Below are 19,799 nucleotides of genomic sequence, written 5' to 3'. Positions count from 1 at the left end.
CCGCTCACTCACCGTCGGCCGCTATCGCCCTTCGTACGTTCTTCTCGGCCGTTTCGAGCGCCTCGATCACCCGGTCTTCTGGCAGTTCGTACTCGATGACGAGCGGCGCGTCGACGTCCGCGTGCTCGTCGAGCAGCGCCAGGAGGTAGGGCAGGTCGAGTCGCCCGGCCCCGGGAAGGTCCTCCACTTCGGCCGCGGAGGTGTCCTTCAGGTGGACGGCGTTGATCCGGTCGCCGAGATTCCTGATGACGTCGTCGGGCGCGACGTCCTCGACGAGAAAGTGGCCGGTGTCCACACAGACGCCCAGGCGCGGGTGGTCGTACCGGTCGAGCACGCCGCGGACGTCCGCGATGGAGGAGAACACCTGCGAGAGGTCGTCGTGGTGGACCGAGGAGTAGTTGTGGATGCCGACGTCGACGCCGAACTCCTCGGCAAGGTCGATCAGCTCCTCGGTGACGTCGTCCCGGTCCGGCGGGTAGTTGACGGTGACGTAATCGGCCCCCAGGCGGTCGGCGAAGGCGACGTGGGGACGCGCCTGGCCGACGTCGTCCAGGTCGACGACGCCGTAGCCGCAGACGTCGATCCCCGCGTCCTCGATAGCGGCCGTGGCGTCGGTGATGGTCTTCTCGTCGTCGTCGGCCGAGAGGTGGTGGTCCCAGAGTTCGAGGTGTCGGATGCCGGTTTCGCCGAATGCCTCCAGCAGACCGGCGAGCGAGTAGTCCTGGAAGACGACGCTCTGGACGCCGACGGCGTAGTCGCGGTCCATGTCGGAACGTCGCCGGGTCGGCGCAAAAGTATGTCGCGGATCGGCCGGTCGTCGAAAAACCGCTCACTGCAGTGACATAGACCCTTTACCCCGCCCGCACCCAGCGAGTGTATGGACGTCCTCATTATCGGCGGCACGGGCCTCATCAGCACTGGAATCACGCGACAGCTCGCCGACTCCGAACACGAGGTGACCTGTTTCACGCGGGGCGAGAGCGACGCCAGGGTGCCCGACTCCGTGGCGTTCGTCCACGGCGACCGCAACGAGCGAGCGGACCTGGCCGACGCGCGCGACGAGGTCGCCCCCGACTGCGTCGTCGACATGGTGTGTTTCTCGCCGGACCAGGCCGAAGCAGCCGTCGACGTCTTCGGTGGCGAGATCGAGCAGTTCGTCTTCTGCTCGACGGTGGACGTCTACCACCGGCCGCTCGACACGAACCCCGTGCAGGAAGATGCCCCGCGAGAGCCCCCGGTCAGCGACTACGGCGCCGACAAGGCCGAGTGCGAGGACATCTTCATGGCCGCCCACGAACGGGGCGACTTCGAAACCACGATCGTCCGCCCGTGGAGCACCTACGGCGAGGGCGGTACCCTCTTCCACACGCTGGGGCAAGGGAGCTACTTCCTCGATCGCATCCGAGAGGGCAAGCCGGTCGTCGTTCACGGCGACGGCCAGACGCTGTGGGGGTCGTGTCACCGAGACGACGTCGCCCGCGCGTTCGTCAACGCCGTCGGCAACGAGACGGCCTACGGCGAGGCCTACCACGTCACCAGCGAGGAGAACATCACCTGGGGGCAGTTATACCGGACCGTCGCGGACGTGATGGACGCACCGGACCCCGAACTCGTCCACATCCCGACGGAGATTCTCGCCGAAGCCGTCCCCGACCGGACCGGCATGCTGCTCGACCACTTCCAGTTCTCGACGGTGTTCGACAACGGCAAGGCCCGCCGCGACCTGGGCTTCGAGTACACGATTTCCTTCGAGGACGGGATCCGCCGCACGATCGAGTGGCTGGAGGACGAGGGCGAAATCGACGACTGGGACAGCGAGAACGACGATCAGATCATCGCCGCCTGGCGTGACGCGACGGACTCCTTCCTCGATTCTGTCGAGACTACGGAGTAGCAACTGATTTACACGAGCCGGCGGCAGGAGCCGCCATGACCGTCCACGACACCGCGATGGTGGAGAATTCGACCATCGGCGACGCCGAGATACGGGAGTACGCGACCGTTCACGATTCCGAGATAGGCGACGACTGTCAAATCTACGAGCGAACCTCTATCAAGAAATCTCGTCTGGCGGGACCGGTCGACGTCAACGCGAACGTCTACGTCGAGAACGCCACCGTCGGCGAGCGGGTCCAGATCGGTCCGAACGCGACCGTCGCCGGCGTAACGCACGACCTCTCGGAAAATGGGATGGAGTTTCAGAACGATACCTTCGAAGAAGTTGTGATCGAAGACGGTGCCTTTGTGGGTGCCGGAGCGGTCGTCCTGCCCGGCGTCCGAATCGGCGAGAACGCGGTCATCGGCGCGAACGCGACGGTGACCGAGGATGTGCCAGCGGGGACGGTCATCCATAGTTCCCCGGCCCAGTCGCGACGCTCGCTCGACGACTGAGAACGTCCGTCAGCTGTGGCCGTCACGAGCCGTCGGCTCACGCCAGAACCGAATCCAGCCAGGACCGGATGGGAACGAACGATAGTCGGGAACGGAGGACGTACCACGGACTGACGAGCACCGCGCCGAGCGCGTTGGCGTAGGCGTCGCCGATCGACATGTACCGGCCCGGGACGAACGACTGCCAGATTTCGATGCCCACGCCGTAGAGGACCGTGAGACCGAGGACGAAGATCACCAGCCGTCGCGTCGACCAGCCCCAGTCCGTCGTCGCGTAGGCGAGACTCCCGCCGAAGGCGGCGTAGGCGAGGAAATGGCGCCACTTGTCCAGCGGGATCAGTTCCGGCGGTTCGACGATGGGGTTCGCGGGGGGTGCAGCGATGACTGAGAGATAGAAGATCACCCCGGCGACAGTGGCCACCCCTAACCAGCGAATCCAGGCCGGCAACAGCGGCAGGCGAACCTCGCGCATGGCTCAACGGCGCGAGTGTCGGACAATAAGTGGTTCGCAACGGCGTGACAGGGACACCAGAAACGGGAACGTGCGGCGCCGGTCAGTAGACGGCGTCTTCGATGTCGTCGGCCAGGTCCTCGAACTTCGAGAGGTGGACGCGGCGTTCGTTCCGGAGGCGCTCGACGTGGTCCTCGTGGTCGTCGAGAGCGTCGGCGACGGCGAAGCGCTCGACGTCCATCCCCGGGACCGACTCGGGAACGTCGAGGCCGGTGGCGTCGTCGGTACCCCAGGTCACGGTGCCGCGGGAGACTTCCCGGAGTAGTGTGACCGTGTCGTCGACGCCGACGTCGCGGTCGCCCACGCTGCCGGTGTTGAGGACGAAACACTCCACGCCGAGGTCGGCGATGAGGTCGCGGAAGCGGTTGCCCTCCTCGCCCTTCGAGCCGACGATGAAGGGATTGGTGCCGACCACGCGGATGGACTCGCCGGCCTTCGAGGGGTCGCCGGCGCTGGTCTGGACGGACTCGCCGAGCATGAACGCGGCGGCGGCCTCCTCGGGCGTGAGCTTCGCGATTGGCGGCATCGCGGGGTTCCGGGTGATGAAGAACACCTGGTCGATCTCGGGCAGGTCGATCTCGTCGTCGGCCGAGGAGAGGTGGTCACGCTGGATGACCGCGCGCGTGTTGGCGGTGTACTCCTCGCTGTCGAAGTCGACGGTACCGTCGTCGTCGACGTCGACGTTCTCCAGGACGGCCGACTCGTGGGTGGCGGCGTCGTAGAGGGCTGGCTGTTCGTCCGAATCGAGGCCGATAGTCTTGATGAACAGGCCCTGTCCCTCGCTGCCGGCAACGGAGCCGTCGGGCAGCAGGGCACAGACGTCGTCCTGGAGCATCGTCGCCTCCTCGGGTTCCTCGAGACCGAGGCCGTGGGCCGTCAGCGTCGACTTGCCGGTGCCGGAGAGACCGAGGAACACCTGGCCGACGGTCTCCATGCCGTCGTCGGTCTGGAGGTCGACGCGCTTGGTACCGGCGTGGAGGCCGAGGCCGCCCTGTTCCTTCGCGTAGAACATGAACAGGCGGAGGAAGGACTTCTTGGCCTCGCCGGTGTAGTCGCTGCCGAGGACCGCAGTCATCCCCTCGTCGGGGACGACGCGGATAGCGACCTCGTCGTGGTCGGGAAGCTGGACGGTGTAGAAGTCCGGCTCGCTCGCCTCGTCTGCGACCGGTTCGAAGAGCTTCGCCCAGGCGAGTGCGATCCGTCCGTACTCCTTCGGGACGAACAGGCGGCAGACGTAGCTGTTCTCGGGATGGCGACCGAGCTGTCGGTCGAGACAGACCATCTCCTCCCCGTGGACCGCGTCGTAGGCCGTCTCGACGTGGCGGTAGTCCTCGGCGCCGAACTCGTCGTCGACGGCGTTCTTCGTCCTGTCGGCGTTGCGCGACCGGTGTTCGCTCACGTACGACGGGGAGCCGAACTCCGTGGTCGTTTCGAGCTCGCGCGAGAACTCGCGGAGCTGGTCGAACGACGGGTTGTAGATGACGTTGTCCGCCTCGGCGGGGTTGGGCAGCGTTTCGGCCGGTGGCTGCACCGTCATCCCGAGATCTGACATCGTGTCAGCTACTGCGGGGGCCTACCGTATATATTTTGCATATTTTCCGGAATGTGGGACATTATCAGACATACTTTAAATTATTCTCCCGCGAGTAAACGATTGTGTGGGCAAATGCTGCCAGAACGAAGGTGGCTCCTGACGGTGCCCATCGTCGGCTGTAGACGCCGGCTACTGAAGCGGCCGGCCGGAAATCGGCGACGAATATCTCACGTACTGCTCTGGTACAGCGCGCCCGAGTCGTCGTAGCGCGCGTCTTCGATCCGTGCGAACTGGTCGTCGCTCAGTTCGACGTCGATAGCGCCGACGTTCTCGTCGAGCTGGTCGACCGTTCGCGCACCGACGATGGGGACGCAGTCGAAGTCGGGCTGGTCCATCAGCCACCGCAGTGCGACCTGGGCCGGCGTCGCGTCCACTTCGTCGGCGATTGTGCGGACCTCGTCGAGGACGTGCCAGCCCCGTTCCGAGACGTAGAAGTCCAGGAACCGGTCGTCGAGGGCGGCCCGGGTGTCCTCGGGCGCGTCGAGTTCGTACGTCCCGTCGCCCGCGCGTTCGTACTTACCCGTCAGGAAGCCGCCGGCCAGCGGCGAGTAGGGACACACCGCCAGATTCTGGTCGGCACAGACGTCGAGGTACTCCGCGACGTCCTCGTAGTAGGCGGCGTGGAACAGCGGCTGGGTGACGGTGAACGGCTCGTAGTTGTTCACGTCGGCCTTCCAGAGCCCCTTCGTGAGCTTCCACGCGTCGGCCGTCGAGAGGCCAACGTGGTGGACCTTCCCTTCGCTGACCAGGTCGTCGACGGTCCGGAGCGTGCGCTCGATGGGCGTCTCGTCGTCGAAGCGATGCAGGTAGAGAATGTCGAGATAGTCCGTATCGAGCTTGTCGAGCGAGCCTTCGACCTCGGCGCGGACGTTCTTCCGGGAGAGGTTCTCCTGGAAGCGCGAGACGTCCGACCAGTAGCACTTCGACGCGATAACGAAGTCCTCGCGGTCGCGGTCGGCGAGCCACTCGCCGATCCACTGCTCGCTGCGACCCTGGCCGTAGCCGTTGGCCGTGTCGATGAAGTTCCCGCCGCGGTCGGCGAAGGCGTCCAGCAGTTCGTGGGCCGACTCGCGGTCGGTCTCCATCACGCCGCTGTCTTCGTGTTCCTTGCCGAAGCGCCAGGTGCCCAGGCAGAGCTGTGAGACTTCCAGTCCCGTCTTACCGAGTCGGGTGTACTCCATGATCGAACGGAGGGCTGGCGTCCGTAAAGTCGTTTTTCAGGACGAGCGTCACGCCAGCGCAGTCGCCGGGCCATCACTCGCGGGCGTCCGCGAGTTCCTCGCGCAGTATCGTCCGGTGACAGCGCTTCTGGTCGGTGTTCTCGTAACAGACCAGGACGACGTCGGTACCGTCGGCGAGGGTCTCGCGGAGATCAGCCACGGCCGATCGGGCCTCCTCGGTTTCCATGTACTCGCAGTAGCGATCCTCGAAGTCGAGTTCCTCCCACGCGGCGTTGTGCGCACCCTCGTCGCACATCCCGTCCAGTTTGAACTCCTCCTCGTGCGCCTGGAACGCCGCCAGCAGGTCCTCCGGCGGGCCCAGCGCCGGCCGATTCTCGTCGACGGCCCCGTGGAACCAGGGCGTGGGCTTCCGGACGACGCCAACGCGGCGCGCGCCCTCGGACAGGTCCGCAAGGTCGTGCTGGATGGCAGCGACGTACGTGTCGGTGAGTTCGCCCGTCACGCCTAAAACTTCGGCTGCGCAGGCAAAGTGCTGCCGGACGGTAACGTTGGCCGAGATGGTCGTCTCGGAGCCGTCATTCCTCCGCGTCCGTTGTTGGCTCGCTCGTCTCGGTCGCCGCTTCCTCGTTCTCCTCGGTCGTCTCCTCGTCACTGCTGTCTTCCGCCACAGTTTCTGTCTCCATGGCGTTCTCCTCGTCAGTTCCGTCCGCTTCCGTGCTCCCGTCGTCCTCGTCGGTCGCCTCTGTGTCGTCCTCTTCGGTCGTCTCTTCCCCCTCGCTGTCGTCTTGGGTCGCGCCGCTCGACTCATCAGTGAGCTCCTCGGTAGGCTCAGGTGTCGGTGAGTCAGTGGGCATCTCCGTCGGTGTGGGCTGCTCGTTTGGAGTCGACGTTTCGGTCGCGGTGTCAGTGGAAGTAAGGGAGACAGTCGGCGTTGGTGACTCCGTTTCCGTCGGCGAGTTCGTCTCGGTCGCCGTTTCGTTCGTCACTGCACTCACCTGGGCCTGCGTGATGGTGACGTCGTACGCCGACGCGGGACCGGTCGACACCTCGACGGTGTCGCCGAGGCCGGTCCATCGCGTACTGTCGAGCACCCAGGTTAAGCGTTCGTCTTCGCTCTCCGGCGTCCACTGGACAGTAAACAAGTTGCGACCCGGCGCGAGCTCGTCAGGGAGTTCGTCCTCCGCACCGGGAGCGGCGTTGCCGCGGAGCGACTGCCCGTTGAACGGCAGCCGGGACTCGTGGTCGTTCACGTACTCGAAGGTGACCTCCAGAGTTCCGTCCCCGGCGGGCGACACGTCCGCGACACCAAGTTCGAATCGGGGCTTGACGGACTCGACGCAGCCTTCCGGGACAGGGGCCGAAGCCACCTCATCGCCGTCCTCGTCGACGAGGCGCGCACTATTGACGACCGAGCCGTTGATGCTCCCCCAGTCGCCATCGGCGTCGTACACGCCGGTCCCGTCGGTCATGTTCAGGAAGAATGCCCTGGAGGTCTCGACCGACCCCGTGTCCACGCCGTCGTTTGCATTCAGGATGATGCTGAGGCGAACCTCGGCGTAGTCGCCGCTGGCTCGCACCGCAGAGCAGTTGAGGTACTCGATGGACGGGTCGCCCGGCAGTTCGTTGCCGGCGTCGGCGAGGAACCAGTCCGTCACGTCCTCGCCGTCCAGGAAAAGCCGAACCCCCGCCTGTCCGCTGACGCGCTCGAAGCTGGTTATCTCGCCACGGATCCGGTAAGCGTCTCCAGCGCCGTCACCAGTCGATCCGTCGACGGTGACGGTGCCACCGTCTGTTTCAGAAATCACGTCGCTCGCATCGGCGGCGATGCCGTCGTCCCCGAGCTGCGCCTTCTCTGCGCTCCCGTCTACTTCGAACCGGTATGCGATAGACCCCTCGGCGTCCGTGGTCCGTATCTCGAACGTGCGAGCCGGCGACTGGGTCTCGCCGTCCAGGAACCGGTCCGTAACATCCGCACCGTCGAAGAACAGTTCGACGTCCCGGGGACCGGTGGTCACCTCGAAGGACACGACCTCGCCCCGAACTCGATAGGCGTCACCCGCACCGTCGCCAGTCGAGCCGTCGACGACGACGTTCCCGTTCTGGCGGCTGATGACGTCGCTGACGTCTGCAGCGATGCCGCCGTCGCCGAGTTGCGTCTTCTCGACGCTCCCGTCGACGACGATGCGGTACGAGAACTCGGTGTTCTCGTTCGTCGACCGAACCTCAAAGGTGCGCCCCGGGTCAGCCGGTCGTTCACCTGAGCCTGGCGACCGTTCGCCAGTGACGTCGTCGCCGTCAAGGAACAGCCGGTAGTCAGCGGGCGGACTGACGATTTCGAAGTCCGTGATCTCGCCCCATACGAGATAGGCGTCACCGCGGGCCTCACCGGTCGACCCGTCGACTGTGACGGTGCCGTCCTCGCGCACGACCACGTCGCTCACGTCTGCAGCGATCTGACCGGGCCCGAGTTTCGTCTTCTCGACGGTGCCGTCCACTTCGAACCGGTAAGCGAATTCACTGTCCTCGTCGGTCGATCGGATCTCGAACAGCGAGGCGCTCGGTCCGGAATCAGTCCCACCACCGTCGCTCACGGACGCGAGCGGGACGTAGATTCCGTTCCGGGCCGCTGTGGTCGTCGCCCGGTTCCGTTCCAGGTCAACGGTGACACCCCCCAACTCGTTCCAGCCTTCACCACCTTCTGCGTGGTACCAGACACCGACGTCGTTTTCTGATTCGACGTTCCCGAACCGTCCATACTCCATCGAGAGTTGGACCGAGCCGTCACCCTCGAGTCCCTCGATCAAGATCGGATGGCCGGCAAGTTCCACCCCATCAGGACGACTCGGGAAGTTCGTTGGCCAGCGAACGCCGATACGTTGCGTTTCGAACGAAATGTCGTGACCACGGTAGTGTAACCCGTCGACGAGGACAGGGCTTTCGCCTCGCTTTTGCGTCGCATTGTAGGCGAACAGGTAGTTACCGTGGGTCGTCACGTTCGAGAAGGTCCCGCTCCCGCCCAGGACGCGGATGCCGTCGTTCTCGTTGTTCGCGACGACGGCGTTTCGGACGGTGGCGTTCGAGACGTCGCTCCGGAGGAGGATGCCCGACCCATTGTTGTCACTGACGGTTACGTTACGGACGGGGAGGTCAGTCGCCGGGCCGTCGAAGACGATGCCGTTGCCGGCGTTGTCGCTGACGAGTGCATCGGTCAGCGACGACCCGGTCGATCCCTGCCCGAAGAACACGCCGTAGCCGTCGTTGTCGGTCACGACGACCGACTGCATCGTCACCGTCGACTCACCGACGTATATCCCGTCGCCGCTCGCAGCTACCCGGACCTCGTCGAGTATAGAGCCGTCTGCCTCCCCCAGACGGATTCCAGCGGTGCTGTCGCGAACGTGAACGTTCTGGAGCGTGACCGCCGGCCCATCCATCATCGTCACGCCGGCCTGGACGCCCGTTCCCCAGTCAGTCAGGCGCAGGTCACGGACAGTGACGTTCTCTAGAGTCTCGGCCGTCTCCTGTGTACCTGCGACGCTCACACCAGCGGATTCGTCGCGACCGACGCCGTCCACGACGTATCCGTTCCCGTCGATGACGACGTCACTGGTTCGAACGTCCAGACAGGAGTCGGCGCCGCTTTCACGAATGTCTGCCGTGAGTGCGTACCGTCCGGGTTCGTCGATAACGGTACACGACGTTATTCCGGCTATCTGTGCGCTCGGTCCCTGTGCGTCCATCGCTGGGTTTGCTTCCCCGGGATCAACGCCCGCCGCGGTGAACCCCGCGGTGACGACGCTCGCGATGACCACGACGACCAGTACCACCGCCCGAACCGGTCGTTCACGCCACAGCGCCGTCACCCGACGTCCGGGGGGTCGCTGGCGTCCGTCCATAACTCGACGCCCGGCGCCCGATTACTTTGTTATGTGTTACCGCACGCCACATAACCCGCCCTTTGCCAACGAACCCGCTGGCGATGGCCGTCACTATCGGCGCACGTGCCGAGTCCTCCGAGGCCCTCTCGACCGAAGACCCCGGAAATCGATCGTTTCCGGTCCGATAATTCTCACCGCTCCCACTCGTAGAACCACCACGCGGCGCCGAGTAGCATCAGTCCGACGCCGAGAGTCGACGTCGCCGGTTCGGGGATGACGAACAGGACGAAGCCGACGACGATCAGCAGCGTCGGCTCGAGTTCGTTCCAGAAGCCGCCGAGTGACGTGGACATATCTGTTGATTCGGGCGCGTCACTCAAATGCGTTCGTGAGACCCTGTGGGTGAGCGCACCGACCGCACCGCCTAGAGGTGACTGCGGAACGTTCAGTCTATGTATCAGCACGAGACACTCGGGCCATGGGTGTTCGTGACAGCTGGAACGAACTCGGAACGGGTGGAAAGATACTGGTCGGGCTGGTCGTCGGTGGGGTGGTCGTCGTGGTGGGGCTGATCCTGCTCATCATCCTCGCCGCGGTTCTCGGGTCGTTCGTCCTCGGGATGGGGGAGTCGTCCGCGGCGGCGACGCCCCAGGCCTCGTTCACCGTCGACTACGACGCAGCGGGCGAGACGGTGGAGATAACTCACGACGGCGGTGACGCCATCCCGGCCGACGAACTCAGCGTCGACACCGGTGACCGAACAGTTGCGTGGGACGACGGAGACGGCGAGGTGACGGCGGGCGATTCGACGGCGGTAGACGCGGCACCGGGGACGACCGTTAGCGTCGTCTGGAGCGCTCACGGCGAGTCGGCGGTCCTGATGCGGGCCACCGTCGAGTAACTCTTCGCACTCCCTCACATCTGATTTTGCAGATTACCCGCTGCAGTCGGTGCGTAACCGACGCGCAGTTCCGTAGATCACCTCAGACGTCGCCGTCGCCACCGACGTTGTCGAGGAACTCCTCGAAGACCGTCGCGCAGCCGTCACAGAGCGAGAAGTTTTCGCGGGGACCGTCGCCGGTGCCGTAGGCCGCCTCGCGGTCGAAGTACTCGACGCCAAGCACGTCGTCCCCGTCGAGTGCCCGGTCACAGAAGCTACAGTCCTCGGCGACGCGGCGGTAGCCGGCGCCGATGGACCACTCGTCGGCGACCGGCGGGGCGTCGTGGCCGGCCCAGGCGTCGACGAGTTCGTCCACCTCGACGGCGCAGTCCCCACAGACGGCGAGTAACCCGTCGTCGGCCGCCGGTGACGGAGCGGGGCGGTCGCTCGCCGGATAGAAACCGACGAAGCGTCCGTCCGCACCGAGTCGATGTCCGCACAGCGAACAGGCGACGCCCCCCGACGGGTGGTCGCCCCCGCTCGACGGTGAATCCACGCTCATGTCCCCGCCATGAACCCCCCGGGTTAAACCTCTTGCACCGACGTCGTACGTGCGTCTGACGATTGTCGGCGGAGAGCCACCGGACAGATTCGCGACGTCACTCGGCGTCGCCGTCGCGGAAGAACTCGGGCTGTTCGAACGACTCCGCCTCACCCTCGACGTCGAGGACGTCCAGCGCTGTCACGACGGCGTCGACGCCGAGTTCGCCGGAGAGGCTCGGTTCGGTCCGGCCCTCGTCGCTGGAGACGAGTTCCTTGACGTAGAGGCCGCCAGCGCCGTGTATCTCCAGGTCCGCGTGTCGCTCGTCGACCAGTTCGCCGTCCGTCGCGTACACCTCCCGCGTCCGCACGAGCGACGCGCGGCGGTGGTCGACCCGCTGGGGCGTCTCCTGTTCGATGGTCGCACCTTCGAGCGCGTCCAGGGCAGCCTGTAGCTGGTCCTCGTCGACGGGCTCGTCGAACTCCACGTCCATCCGGTATGTCTTGGAGGCCTCGTGCCCCTTGACGCGCTCGACCATGTCGTAGGTCGCCCGGCGGAGGCCCTCGACCTCGGCCTTGCCGTCGGCGAACTCGTTGACGTCTGCCTCCAGCTGTTCGACGTCGACGTCGCGCTTGCGGGGCTGTTTGACCTCGACGACGAACGGGCGGCCGCCGCCGAGCATCAGCGCGTCCACGTCCTCGCGGCCGGCGCCGTGGAACACCGCCTCCTCGCCGTCCATCGCCTCCAGCACGACTGGCGCGGTCAGCTCCTCGACGCTCTCGTCGTAGCGATACCCCGTGCCGTCACAGCCCGGACACTCCTCGCCGCGCTTGATCCCCGTCTCGTGACACTCGTTACAGGGCCACTCCGTCTGGGGGATGTCGCGCACCAGCTTGCGGTAGCGGCCGTAGACGAACGCCGAGTTGACGTTCACCTCTATCTCGTCGGTTGCCAGGTCGAGCAGGAGCTGGATGTCCGGGCGCTCGAAGTCCACCTCGGCCCCGGTCAACTCGCCGACGCGCTTGCCCACCTCGCGGTTGAACTCCGTCTTCAGCGCCTCGCCCTCGTCGTCCTCCAGCCCGATTTCCTCCCAGAGCAGGTGGTCGTTCTCCTCCAGCAGCGGCGGGACGCGCGTCCCGAGCTGGTAGGTCTCGAACTCGTAGCCCTGAATGGCCGCGGCGGCGCGCTCGGCCAGCCGGTCGTACTCGGCGGTCTCCATCTCGCAGACCCAGCAGTCCTCGCTCCCCTCGTACGGCTCGTCGTCGTCGAGCGCCAGCGTCGTCCGGAGCGCACGCCCGCGCTCGGCGTTCGTGAGGCCGAAACTGCGGTCGGCGAACGGCCGGCCCAGACAGGGATCGCAGAGGGGGCCGGTGTCGAGCGCCGCGCGCGCGTCCTCGAGTATCGTCATTGGACAACGAAACGGGCGCGGCCGGTAATTCAGTTTCGAAGGCTAGCTGTGATGGTATTGGCCTGACAAGCGACAACCGAGACTGCAAAGACACCGAAAGCCCTCGCGGCTCTCGACCGCTCCGGGGCTCGCTGTGCGCGCTCACTCCGTTCGCGTGCTTGCTTCGCCCGGGAGGGTTCGAGAGCCGCTCGCCCTTTCAGTCCACCAGGGTTTGACTTGGCCAATTGCTGTATCTGGTGGACTGTTGGTGTCATATTTTTCGCTCTATGTTTCGCAAACATTGAGCGTCCTCCGTCGAGACGCAAGGGCTTATTGGACCACGAAACGACGGTTCGAGCATGTCAGACGCAGACCGAAACGAACTGATCGACGCGTACTTCGACGCGATGGACGCCGAGGACCTTGAACTCGTCCGACCGGCCCTCGCCGACGACGTCGTGTTCGAGTCGCTCTCGGGCCCACTGGAGGGGTTCTCCGGCTTCGAGACGTACATGAACGAACTCCGCGGGCTCGCGAACACCGAACACGAGCTAACGAACCGGGTCCACGGCGATGACGCCACGGCCGTCGAGGGCACCGTCACCGGCGAGAGCGACGACGGCCCGGTCGAGGCCGACTTCTGCGACGTGTTCGACTTCGACGCCGACGACGAAGAGATCACGAGAATCGCCGTCTATCTCAACGACTCCTGACGGTTCCGCGCTTCCATCTCGGTCCCGCTACTCCGACCGCTCAGTCGTCGACCCGTGGATCCTCCGGGACTTCGGTATCGGCCTGGATTCCGTTCGTCGAGGCGGGCGACGCCGCCCCGTTCTCGCCACTGACGACGGTCGACGACATCCGGACCTCACGTTGCGGGAACGGAATCTCGACGTTCGCTTCCTGGAATCGCTGGTAGATCCCCCTGTTGAGGTGGTGCGTGACGCGCGCCCGTAGCGCCGGGTTCGGGACCCAGCACAGCAGTTCGTGTTCCAGCGCGGAGTCGCCGAACTCCCGGAAGCGGACCCGCGGGCCGGGGCGGTCGAGGACGCTCTCCGTCGAGGCTGCGACGTCGAGCAAGATCTCTTCGACCTCGTCGAGGTCGCTTCCGTAGGCGACGCCGACGGGGACGCGGATGCGGCGCTTCCGGCGTGGCGTCGACTCGTTGACGATGGCCGCGTTGTTCAGCGTGGCGTTGGGGACGGTGATGAGGATGTCGTCACGGGTCCGGATCACCGTCGAGCGCACGGAGATGTCCTCGACGCGGCCGCGTTCGCCGGAGTCGAGCACGACGTAGTCGCCCACCTTGTACGTGCCGTCGACGTACAGCGCCAGCGACCCGAAGAAGTTCGCGATGGTGTCTCGGGCGGCCAGACCGACGACGATACCGGCCACGCCGGCCGAGGCCAGTAGCGGCGTGACGTTGATACCCCAGTAGGTGAGCAGGAGGAACCCCGCGACGCCGACGACGACGGCGCTCCAGACGTTCTGGAAGATGGGGACCACCTGCCGGTCGATGTAGCGGTTGTCGGTGACGGCGTTCGACACATTCCGGCCGACGCGGACCAGCGTCACCAGCCAGATGACCGTGACGAGGGAGAGGACCGCGGCCTCGAGCGTCGCGGCGTCGGTCTCGGCCAGGTCGAACAGGTCGACGCCGACGAACACGCCCCCGATGGCGACCGTCAGGTAGAGCGCGGGGTGGACACCCCTGAGCACCACGTCGTCGACTTCGCCCGGGATGCGTGCCGTGACCCGCTTGAGGTACCGGTCGCCCGCGACTTGCAGCAACGCGGCGGTCAGGACCGCTCCGCCGGCGACCACGAGAAACCCCTGCCAGTCAGGCAACGCCTCTATCCCCTCCCTGACCGTCCCAAGCGTCCCGTTCCATTGCATCTTGCTCTCACGAAGGCCCCAAGAGTATATAGCTACGCCGTCAGATGTGTCCGGCCGCTGCACCGCCATCGGCGTTATCACACGACGGGTCCCGGACCGAATGACCTTTACCCGGCCACACCACGCCTCTGTCCATGAACGAGACGCTGATCGCCGTCCTCCTCGGGGTCGTCCAGGGCGTTCTGGAGTGGCTCCCGGTCTCCAGCGAGGGCGGCGTCGCCATCGTCGTGACTGGCGTCACCGGCGCGTCGCCCGTCGTCGCGACTCGATTCGCGCTCTTTCTCCACGCCGGCACCGCGCTCTCGGCGCTGGCGTACTACCGCGAGGAAGTGAGAGCAGTCCTCCGGGAAGTCCCGGAGTGGCGCCCGCGGACCGCGTTCGATCGCGATCGCGCCGACCTGTCCTTTCTCGTCCTCGCGACGCTGGCGACGGGCGTGACCGGCCTGCCGGCGTACGTCCTGCTCGACGCGCTCGTGAACGACCTCACCGGCGGCGCCTTCGTCGCGCTCGTCGGCGGCCTGCTCGTGTTGACCGGGCTCCTCCAGCGCTTCGCCGAGTCAGTCACGCTGGACCCGCGTGCCACGCCGGACTGGCTCGACGCCGTCCTGGTCGGTGCGCTCCAGGGACTCGCTATCCTCCCCGGCGTCTCGCGCTCGGGAACCACCGTCAGCGCGCTGTTGCTCCGGGGCCACGAGGGCGAGTCCTCGCTGCGGCTCTCCTTCCTGCTGTCGATTCCTGCGGCCCTGGCGGCGAACGTCCTCGTCCTGGTCGACGACGGCGTGCCGGCCATCTCGCCGACTGCGGCCCTCCTCGCGCTCGCGGTCAGCGCCGTCGTCGGCTACCTCACCGTCGGCGCGCTCGTCGCGCTCGTCCGCCGGGTCCCGTTCTGGGCGGTCTGCGTCGGCTTCGGTTCGCTCGGCGTGCTCGGCGGGGCGTTGCTGGTCGTCTGAGCGGGGCTCGCACGTCGCGGTGGCGAACATATATAGCGCCGAACGACAATCCACAGTGTGAACGGCGGGCCATGAGCGAGGACGAACAGAAACTGGTCGACACGGCGGGGGATTACTGCTACGCCGTCAAGAACGGCGAACCAGTCACCGACCCGCAGTGGAACTCCTGTCGCCTCGTCATGACCAGCAAGCGGCTCGTCCTCGCCAACAACAGCGGCAAGCAGACGCTGCCCCACTCGAACATCGAAATCGTCGACGACGACGTCGTCCCCGAGACCATCGACGCGGCGGGCGCGACGCCGCTCCGCATCGGCGACAACGTCGTGCTCTTCGACGCCACCGGCGTCTCGGACTTCGAACGCGAGTACTGTCGGGCGACGCTCCACGGCGAAATCATCCTGGCGAACCACCCCGCAGTCGTCGGCGGCGTCGTCCAGGACGACAGTGAGTGGCGCAAGACCCGCTTCCGCCTGGACGACGAGACGATAACGCTGGGGTTCCCCGGCGGCGGGTCGACCAGTTTCGCCGTCGACGACGTCGGGACCATCGAGACGGCGACGCGGCAGGTGATGGGCCAGGAACGAACGGTGCTCGAGGTCGAGCACACCGACGAGGAGGGCCGGAGCGTCGAGACCCACTTCTCTGGAATGGACCACCACACCACCGCGCTCCAGTCGCTGTTCGAGCGCGTCATCGAGGACCGCGAGGGTGACTACGAACTCTCCGAGACGGAGAACCAGGTCCTGATGGCACTGTACTCCGGCGTCTCCCCCTTCGAGATGGCCGACTTCGTCGGCCTGCCCGTGGACGAGGTCGAGGAGATATACCAGAAACTGCTCGACGTCGGCGCCGTCGACGAGGTTCGAACGCGGACGGAAGTCGCGTTGAACGCTCAGGGGCGGAACATGGCGAGTGAGGCGATGAGCGAGAACTAGGATGGGGCGAGCGACGGGAGGCCCGAACCGCGTGAGGGCCTCCGAATGCGCGAACGGCGAAGCCGTGAGCAGCGAGGCCCATCTATCAATCGAACGGGGAACGAAGTGACCCGTGAGATAGGCTGGTCGCGAACGCAGTGAGCGACCAGCTTCAATGCGAGCGGTAACGGAAGGAACCCCGAGCAGTAGGACCTTCTACCACTGTGAGGGGCGTCTACGATGCGATGCCCTATTCACGAGCGTTCTGCGAGGGGCCAACGAGGACGGACGAACAGTTATCACGGCCGAACACCAATAACACCCCAACATGCCGATCGACATCGACCGCTTCGAGGCGGCGGAATCGTTGGCGGACCCGCCGACGAGCGAGCGGGTCCTCCGGTTTCTCCGGCGAAACCCCGGCCGAGCGTACACCCGGTCGGAGATCGCCGCGGCCATCGACGCGGACCCCGAGACCGTTGGTACGAACCTGACGCGTCTGAAAGAGCGCGGGCAGATCCGGCATCGGAGCCCGTACTGGGCACTGGCATGGGAGGACAGATCGGCCGATGGCGCCGACACCGAGGCGACGCCGGACCAGTTAGATCGAGAGGGAAGAGTCCCGACGCCGACCGGAACCGACGGCCGAGAAGGGGCCCACGGTCGCGCGGCCGATGCGTTCGTCGAGGCGGTCGAGAGTGGACTCGGTGAGGATATCGAGGCCATCTACGTGTTCGGCTCCGTGGCCCGGGGAACCGAAACCGAGCGGAGCGACGTGGACGTGCTGGCGGTCGTCGCAGACGGCGCCGACTTCGGTACCGTCGACGACCGACTGCTGGCCATCGCGTACGACGTCCAGCTGGCACACGGCGTCGTCGTGGAAGTCCACACGCAACGGGCCGAGGAGTTCCACGAGCGACGAGACCGGGGCGAGCCGTTCGTCCAGACCGTCGTCGAAGAGGGCGTTCGGCGTGTCTGACGACGACATAGCGCAGGAGGACGTCGACGGGGAGTTCGAGCAGGCCGTCCAGATGCTCGACGACGCCGAGAAAGCGCACGAAGTGGGTATCTCGAAAAACACAGTCGTAAATCGCCTGTACTACTGCTGTTTCCACGCGGCACAGGCCGCGCTCTATGCGAGGGGGTTCGATCCACAGTCGCACGGGGCGGTCCAGACGCTCCTGGGTCGAGAGCTGATCGAGCCCGGCGTCGTCGAACGCGAACACGGACGGTTCCTGAACGACGTGGAGACGTATCGGCGCCGGGCCGACTACGGGTCGGGTACTGTCGACCGTGACACAGACGAACTGATCCGGCGGACGAGCGCGTTCCTCGACGCGATGCGGTCCGTCGCGAGCGAGACACCGGAGTGAGTCCGCTTGCGCCTCCTCGTCGACACCGCGTCCCCGTGACGGCCACCCGCCCCATTCTCTCTCACAAAAATGGGGGCGGAAGTTATATTCCCCCGACTGGGCAACCTTCGGGAGACGCAGTGCGCCCGTATCATGAGTGACACGGAGAAGAAGATCACGGACACACAGGGGCAGTACCTGCAGGCGGTCCAGAAGGGCCAGCGGCTCACCGACGCGAGCTGGCAGACCTGCCGGATAGTCCTGACCACGGAGCGCCTGGTACTCATCGCCGACGAGAAGCGCCAGTTCCCCCTGTCCGCGATCGACCGCATCGCCGACCGGTTCGACGTCAACCAGCAGAGCGCCAGCGTGTCGAACTACGTCGTGCTCCACCTCGGCGACAACGTGTTGCTCGTCACCGCGAAGGAGCACGAGACCTTCGAGACAGACCTCTACCGGGCGGCGCTCGACGGCGAGATCATCCTCGTCCAGCACCCCGCCGTCGAGGGTGGGGTCGTCCAGAACGCCGGCTGGACCAAAGGCCGGATGAAGGTGACCGACGAGGCGCTGAAACTGGCGCTCGCCGACGGCCAGGCGGTCCCCATCGAACGCGCCGACATCGGGGACCTGTCCTTCGACGACAAGACCGTCTCCGGCGAGGAGCGAACCGTCATCGAGGTCGAACACACGCAGGACGACATCAGCGTCGAGACCCACCTCGCCGGCGACGACTTCCACGCCACCGTGTTGCAGGTGATGCTCGAGGAGAGCGCCGAGCGAAACAGGGCCGACCTGGACCTGTCGAGCACGGAGCGGCGTGTCATCATGGCGCTGTACTCCGGCATCTCTCCATTCGACGTGCCAAGCTTCGTCGGTATCTCGGTCGACCAGACTGAGGAGATATTCGACCGACTCATCGAACTGGAGGCGATCAGTCTCCGGCGCGAGCGGACGGAAGTCGCGTTGACGACGAAGGGTCGGCGGGTGGCTGGAGAGAAGATGGGAGAGCAATAGGCTGGTCTGAGCGTAGCGAGGAGCATCTACAAAGCGAGCGGGGAGCAACGCGACCCGTGAGCAGTAGGACGGCGCCGACCGACAGGAGGCCCGAACCGTGTGGGGGACACCGGATGTCCGAACTCGAATCTGTCGATTCGTAATCCAGAGTGGCTTCAGTGTGGGGGCAAACGGTTTACTGTTGTAGGTGAAACTGGGGACAACGCGAAGTGAACGACGTGGCAAGCCAATATCATTCCCAGCCCGTTCTGACGAATCCGTATCTGTGGGCGCTCGTGCTCGTGTCGACGGGGGCAGGCGTTATCGTTCTCGACCTGACTTCGGGTGTCGGAATCTTCCTGGGTGGGATCATCGGCATCATCGCCCTGGCGGTCGGAGCACGCTTTCTCGACGAGATCCGACAGCCGGGATACGACAACAAGATCGACCCCTGGAGCGACTAGGGCCGTTCGGCGGTCTGCATCGACGCGGCGTTGGTGGCCGACCCCGCGTGACCGTCGTGGTCCACGACGACGAGGCCGGCGCGTTCGCCAGTCGCGTCCGCGAACGCCTCGATGACCTCTTCTGCGGCCTGGTGAGAACTCCTGCGTTCGAGTTCGTCGACGGCGCGGCGAGCGAGGCCGAACCGCGCGATGGCTTCGCCCGCACCGGTCGCGCTCGCCCCGCCGCGGTCGTCGGCGTAGAAGCCGGCGCCGACCTGCGGGACGTCGCCGACGCGGCCGGCGAGGGCGAACCACCGGCCACCGGTCGACGTCGCGGCGACGAGTGACTCGCCGTCCGTCGCGACCGCACCGACGGTGTCGCTGCCGCGGCCGAACTGCTCGCGGACCCACGGAAGCGTCTCGTCCAGGCCTCCCGAGGGCGGGTCGGCGGCGTCCCAGCGCTCCCGCGTGCGGTCAGTCCAGAGGTCCACGTCGGTCTCGACGTCGAACGCTGCCGCCAGATCGACCGCTGGCTCGCCGGCCACCATGACGTGGGGAGTCTCGGTGGCGACGACGCGAGCGACGTCCACTGCGTTGGCCACGCCGGGCATTCCGCACGCCGCACCCACTGTCCCGTCCCCCGTCGTCCCGTCGTCGACCATCAGCCCGGCGTCCGTCCGAATCGTCCCGTCGCTCTGGGCGACGCTGCCGATCCCGGCGTTGAACCGCTGGTCGTCCTCCAGCGCCCGGACCGCTGCACAGGCCGCTTCGAGTGGGTCGTCGGACCGGGTCGCCTCCTCGACCGCCGTCGCCAGGGTTCGCTGTCGCTTCGCGGGCTCGTCCGGGACGCTCCCGGCGCCACCGTGGGCGATGACGTGCATGGGTCCG

The 19,799-nt window shown here is 66.1% G+C and carries 21 protein-coding genes; 10 read left to right on the top strand and 11 right to left on the bottom strand.

Annotated features, from left to right (window positions below):
- Nucleotides 1-4 precede the first annotated feature (4 nt).
- Nucleotides 5-766, bottom strand: a complete 762-nt coding sequence (locus AC5FRV_RS12375; RefSeq protein WP_493561403.1) for a sugar phosphate isomerase/epimerase family protein — start codon at nt 764-766, stop codon at nt 5-7.
- A 111-nt stretch (nt 767-877) separates the two neighbouring features.
- Between AC5FRV_RS12375 and AC5FRV_RS12370 the strand changes: the two genes are divergently transcribed.
- Nucleotides 878-1,894, top strand: coding sequence for an NAD-dependent epimerase/dehydratase family protein (locus AC5FRV_RS12370; RefSeq protein WP_493561402.1), 1,017 nt, complete (start codon nt 878-880; stop codon nt 1,892-1,894).
- A gap of 35 nt (nt 1,895-1,929) precedes the next feature.
- Nucleotides 1,930-2,391, top strand: coding sequence for an acyltransferase (locus tag AC5FRV_RS12365; protein ID WP_493561401.1), 462 nt, complete (start codon nt 1,930-1,932; stop codon nt 2,389-2,391).
- 37 nt (nt 2,392-2,428) lie between these two features.
- On the opposite strand, the gene AC5FRV_RS12360 is transcribed toward AC5FRV_RS12365, so the two are convergent.
- The 6 genes from AC5FRV_RS12360 to AC5FRV_RS12335 form a co-directional block, all read right to left on the bottom strand.
- Entirely contained in the window at nt 2,429-2,863 is a 435-nt protein-coding gene (locus tag AC5FRV_RS12360) for a VanZ family protein (RefSeq protein WP_493561400.1), read from the bottom strand.
- Nucleotides 2,864-2,945: 82 nt separating this feature from the next.
- A complete protein-coding gene (locus tag AC5FRV_RS12355; RefSeq protein WP_493561399.1) occupies nt 2,946-4,454 on the bottom strand; it encodes a phosphoenolpyruvate carboxykinase (ATP) in 1,509 nt (502 codons plus the stop codon).
- Nucleotides 4,455-4,663: 209 nt separating this feature from the next.
- Nucleotides 4,664-5,677 carry an aldo/keto reductase gene (locus AC5FRV_RS12350; RefSeq protein ID WP_493561398.1) on the bottom strand — a complete coding sequence of 338 codons (1,014 nt, stop codon included), beginning with the start codon at nt 5,675-5,677 and terminating at the stop codon, nt 4,664-4,666.
- 73 nt (nt 5,678-5,750) lie between these two features.
- The gene (locus tag AC5FRV_RS12345) at nt 5,751-6,179 is read right to left on the bottom strand and encodes a DUF488 domain-containing protein (protein WP_493561397.1); all 429 of its coding nucleotides are present in this window, start codon (nt 6,177-6,179) and stop codon (nt 5,751-5,753) included.
- Between the two features lie 73 nt (nt 6,180-6,252).
- Nucleotides 6,253-9,573 carry a right-handed parallel beta-helix repeat-containing protein gene (locus AC5FRV_RS12340; RefSeq protein WP_493561396.1) on the bottom strand — a complete coding sequence of 1,107 codons (3,321 nt, stop codon included), beginning with the start codon at nt 9,571-9,573 and terminating at the stop codon, nt 6,253-6,255.
- 173 nt (nt 9,574-9,746) lie between these two features.
- Nucleotides 9,747-9,908, bottom strand: a complete 162-nt coding sequence (locus AC5FRV_RS12335; RefSeq protein WP_493561395.1) for a hypothetical protein — start codon at nt 9,906-9,908, stop codon at nt 9,747-9,749.
- 125 nt (nt 9,909-10,033) lie between these two features.
- On the opposite strand from AC5FRV_RS12335, the gene AC5FRV_RS12330 reads away from it, so the two are divergent.
- Nucleotides 10,034-10,456: a type IV pilin gene (locus AC5FRV_RS12330; RefSeq protein WP_493561394.1), complete on the top strand. Its 423-nt coding sequence runs from the start codon at nt 10,034-10,036 to the stop codon at nt 10,454-10,456.
- 82 nt (nt 10,457-10,538) lie between these two features.
- On the opposite strand, the gene AC5FRV_RS12325 is transcribed toward AC5FRV_RS12330, so the two are convergent.
- Nucleotides 10,539-10,997 (bottom strand): hypothetical protein, encoded by a 459-nt coding sequence (locus AC5FRV_RS12325; protein ID WP_493561393.1) that lies wholly within the window; start codon nt 10,995-10,997, stop codon nt 10,539-10,541.
- 97 nt (nt 10,998-11,094) lie between these two features.
- Nucleotides 11,095-12,384, bottom strand: a complete 1,290-nt coding sequence (locus AC5FRV_RS12320; protein ID WP_493561392.1) for a tRNA pseudouridine(54/55) synthase Pus10 — start codon at nt 12,382-12,384, stop codon at nt 11,095-11,097.
- A gap of 338 nt (nt 12,385-12,722) precedes the next feature.
- Here AC5FRV_RS12320 and AC5FRV_RS12315 point away from each other — a divergent pair, with 338 nt between their 5' ends.
- The gene (locus AC5FRV_RS12315) at nt 12,723-13,076 is read left to right on the top strand and encodes a nuclear transport factor 2 family protein (protein WP_493561391.1); all 354 of its coding nucleotides are present in this window, start codon (nt 12,723-12,725) and stop codon (nt 13,074-13,076) included.
- A gap of 40 nt (nt 13,077-13,116) precedes the next feature.
- Here AC5FRV_RS12315 and AC5FRV_RS12310 read toward each other — a convergent pair whose 3' ends face one another.
- Nucleotides 13,117-14,259: a mechanosensitive ion channel family protein gene (locus AC5FRV_RS12310; RefSeq protein WP_493561390.1), complete on the bottom strand. Its 1,143-nt coding sequence runs from the start codon at nt 14,257-14,259 to the stop codon at nt 13,117-13,119.
- A gap of 134 nt (nt 14,260-14,393) precedes the next feature.
- Between AC5FRV_RS12310 and AC5FRV_RS12305 the strand changes: the two genes are divergently transcribed.
- The 6 genes from AC5FRV_RS12305 to AC5FRV_RS12280 all read left to right on the top strand — a co-directional run bounded on the left by AC5FRV_RS12305 (nt 14,394) and on the right by AC5FRV_RS12280 (nt 18,932).
- Nucleotides 14,394-15,209: an undecaprenyl-diphosphate phosphatase gene (locus AC5FRV_RS12305; protein WP_493561389.1), complete on the top strand. Its 816-nt coding sequence runs from the start codon at nt 14,394-14,396 to the stop codon at nt 15,207-15,209.
- Nucleotides 15,210-15,280: 71 nt separating this feature from the next.
- Entirely contained in the window at nt 15,281-16,144 is an 864-nt protein-coding gene (locus AC5FRV_RS12300; RefSeq protein ID WP_493561388.1) for a CheF family chemotaxis protein, read from the top strand.
- 307 nt (nt 16,145-16,451) lie between these two features.
- Nucleotides 16,452-17,102 carry a nucleotidyltransferase domain-containing protein gene (locus tag AC5FRV_RS12295; RefSeq protein WP_493561387.1) on the top strand — a complete coding sequence of 217 codons (651 nt, stop codon included), beginning with the start codon at nt 16,452-16,454 and terminating at the stop codon, nt 17,100-17,102.
- Nucleotides 17,095-17,496 (top strand): HEPN domain-containing protein, encoded by a 402-nt coding sequence (locus tag AC5FRV_RS12290; RefSeq protein ID WP_493561386.1) that lies wholly within the window; start codon nt 17,095-17,097, stop codon nt 17,494-17,496. The genes AC5FRV_RS12295 and AC5FRV_RS12290 overlap by 8 nt, the downstream gene beginning before the upstream one ends.
- A gap of 132 nt (nt 17,497-17,628) precedes the next feature.
- Nucleotides 17,629-18,489 carry a CheF family chemotaxis protein gene (locus tag AC5FRV_RS12285; RefSeq protein ID WP_493561385.1) on the top strand — a complete coding sequence of 287 codons (861 nt, stop codon included), beginning with the start codon at nt 17,629-17,631 and terminating at the stop codon, nt 18,487-18,489.
- Between the two features lie 209 nt (nt 18,490-18,698).
- Nucleotides 18,699-18,932 carry a hypothetical protein gene (locus tag AC5FRV_RS12280; RefSeq protein WP_493561384.1) on the top strand — a complete coding sequence of 78 codons (234 nt, stop codon included), beginning with the start codon at nt 18,699-18,701 and terminating at the stop codon, nt 18,930-18,932.
- Here the strand turns inward: AC5FRV_RS12280 and AC5FRV_RS12275 are convergent.
- Nucleotides 18,929-19,792, bottom strand: a complete 864-nt coding sequence (locus AC5FRV_RS12275; protein WP_493561383.1) for an isoaspartyl peptidase/L-asparaginase — start codon at nt 19,790-19,792, stop codon at nt 18,929-18,931. The genes AC5FRV_RS12280 and AC5FRV_RS12275 overlap by 4 nt on opposite strands.
- Nucleotides 19,793-19,799: the final 7 nt, after the last annotated feature.

This window comes from Halomicrobium sp. HArcel3 (assembly GCF_058933135.1).
The sequence above is the reverse complement of the archived record's forward strand: the minus strand, read 5'-3'. Positions and strand labels throughout refer to the sequence as shown.

What these genes read in the sequence shown, in the direction of transcription:
- AC5FRV_RS12375 (WP_493561403.1), bottom strand. Translation starts at nt 766, where the DNA reads ATGGACCGCGACTACGCCGTCGGCGTCCAGAGCGTCGTCTTCCAGGAC.
- AC5FRV_RS12370 (WP_493561402.1), top strand. Translation starts at nt 878, where the DNA reads ATGGACGTCCTCATTATCGGCGGCACGGGCCTCATCAGCACTGGAATC.
- AC5FRV_RS12365 (WP_493561401.1), top strand. Translation starts at nt 1,930, where the DNA reads ATGACCGTCCACGACACCGCGATGGTGGAGAATTCGACCATCGGCGAC.
- AC5FRV_RS12360 (WP_493561400.1), bottom strand. Translation starts at nt 2,863, where the DNA reads ATGCGCGAGGTTCGCCTGCCGCTGTTGCCGGCCTGGATTCGCTGGTTA.
- AC5FRV_RS12355 (WP_493561399.1), bottom strand. Translation starts at nt 4,454, where the DNA reads ATGTCAGATCTCGGGATGACGGTGCAGCCACCGGCCGAAACGCTGCCC.
- AC5FRV_RS12350 (WP_493561398.1), bottom strand. Translation starts at nt 5,677, where the DNA reads ATGGAGTACACCCGACTCGGTAAGACGGGACTGGAAGTCTCACAGCTC.
- AC5FRV_RS12340 (WP_493561396.1), bottom strand. Translation starts at nt 9,573, where the DNA reads ATGGACGGACGCCAGCGACCCCCCGGACGTCGGGTGACGGCGCTGTGG.
- AC5FRV_RS12335 (WP_493561395.1), bottom strand. Translation starts at nt 9,908, where the DNA reads ATGTCCACGTCACTCGGCGGCTTCTGGAACGAACTCGAGCCGACGCTG.
- AC5FRV_RS12330 (WP_493561394.1), top strand. Translation starts at nt 10,034, where the DNA reads ATGGGTGTTCGTGACAGCTGGAACGAACTCGGAACGGGTGGAAAGATA.
- AC5FRV_RS12325 (WP_493561393.1), bottom strand. Translation starts at nt 10,997, where the DNA reads ATGAGCGTGGATTCACCGTCGAGCGGGGGCGACCACCCGTCGGGGGGC.
- AC5FRV_RS12320 (WP_493561392.1), bottom strand. Translation starts at nt 12,384, where the DNA reads ATGACGATACTCGAGGACGCGCGCGCGGCGCTCGACACCGGCCCCCTC.
- AC5FRV_RS12315 (WP_493561391.1), top strand. Translation starts at nt 12,723, where the DNA reads ATGTCAGACGCAGACCGAAACGAACTGATCGACGCGTACTTCGACGCG.
- AC5FRV_RS12310 (WP_493561390.1), bottom strand. Translation starts at nt 14,259, where the DNA reads ATGCAATGGAACGGGACGCTTGGGACGGTCAGGGAGGGGATAGAGGCG.
- AC5FRV_RS12305 (WP_493561389.1), top strand. Translation starts at nt 14,394, where the DNA reads ATGAACGAGACGCTGATCGCCGTCCTCCTCGGGGTCGTCCAGGGCGTT.
- AC5FRV_RS12300 (WP_493561388.1), top strand. Translation starts at nt 15,281, where the DNA reads ATGAGCGAGGACGAACAGAAACTGGTCGACACGGCGGGGGATTACTGC.
- AC5FRV_RS12295 (WP_493561387.1), top strand. Translation starts at nt 16,452, where the DNA reads ATGCCGATCGACATCGACCGCTTCGAGGCGGCGGAATCGTTGGCGGAC.
- AC5FRV_RS12285 (WP_493561385.1), top strand. Translation starts at nt 17,629, where the DNA reads ATGAGTGACACGGAGAAGAAGATCACGGACACACAGGGGCAGTACCTG.
- AC5FRV_RS12275 (WP_493561383.1), bottom strand. Translation starts at nt 19,792, where the DNA reads ATGCACGTCATCGCCCACGGTGGCGCCGGGAGCGTCCCGGACGAGCCC.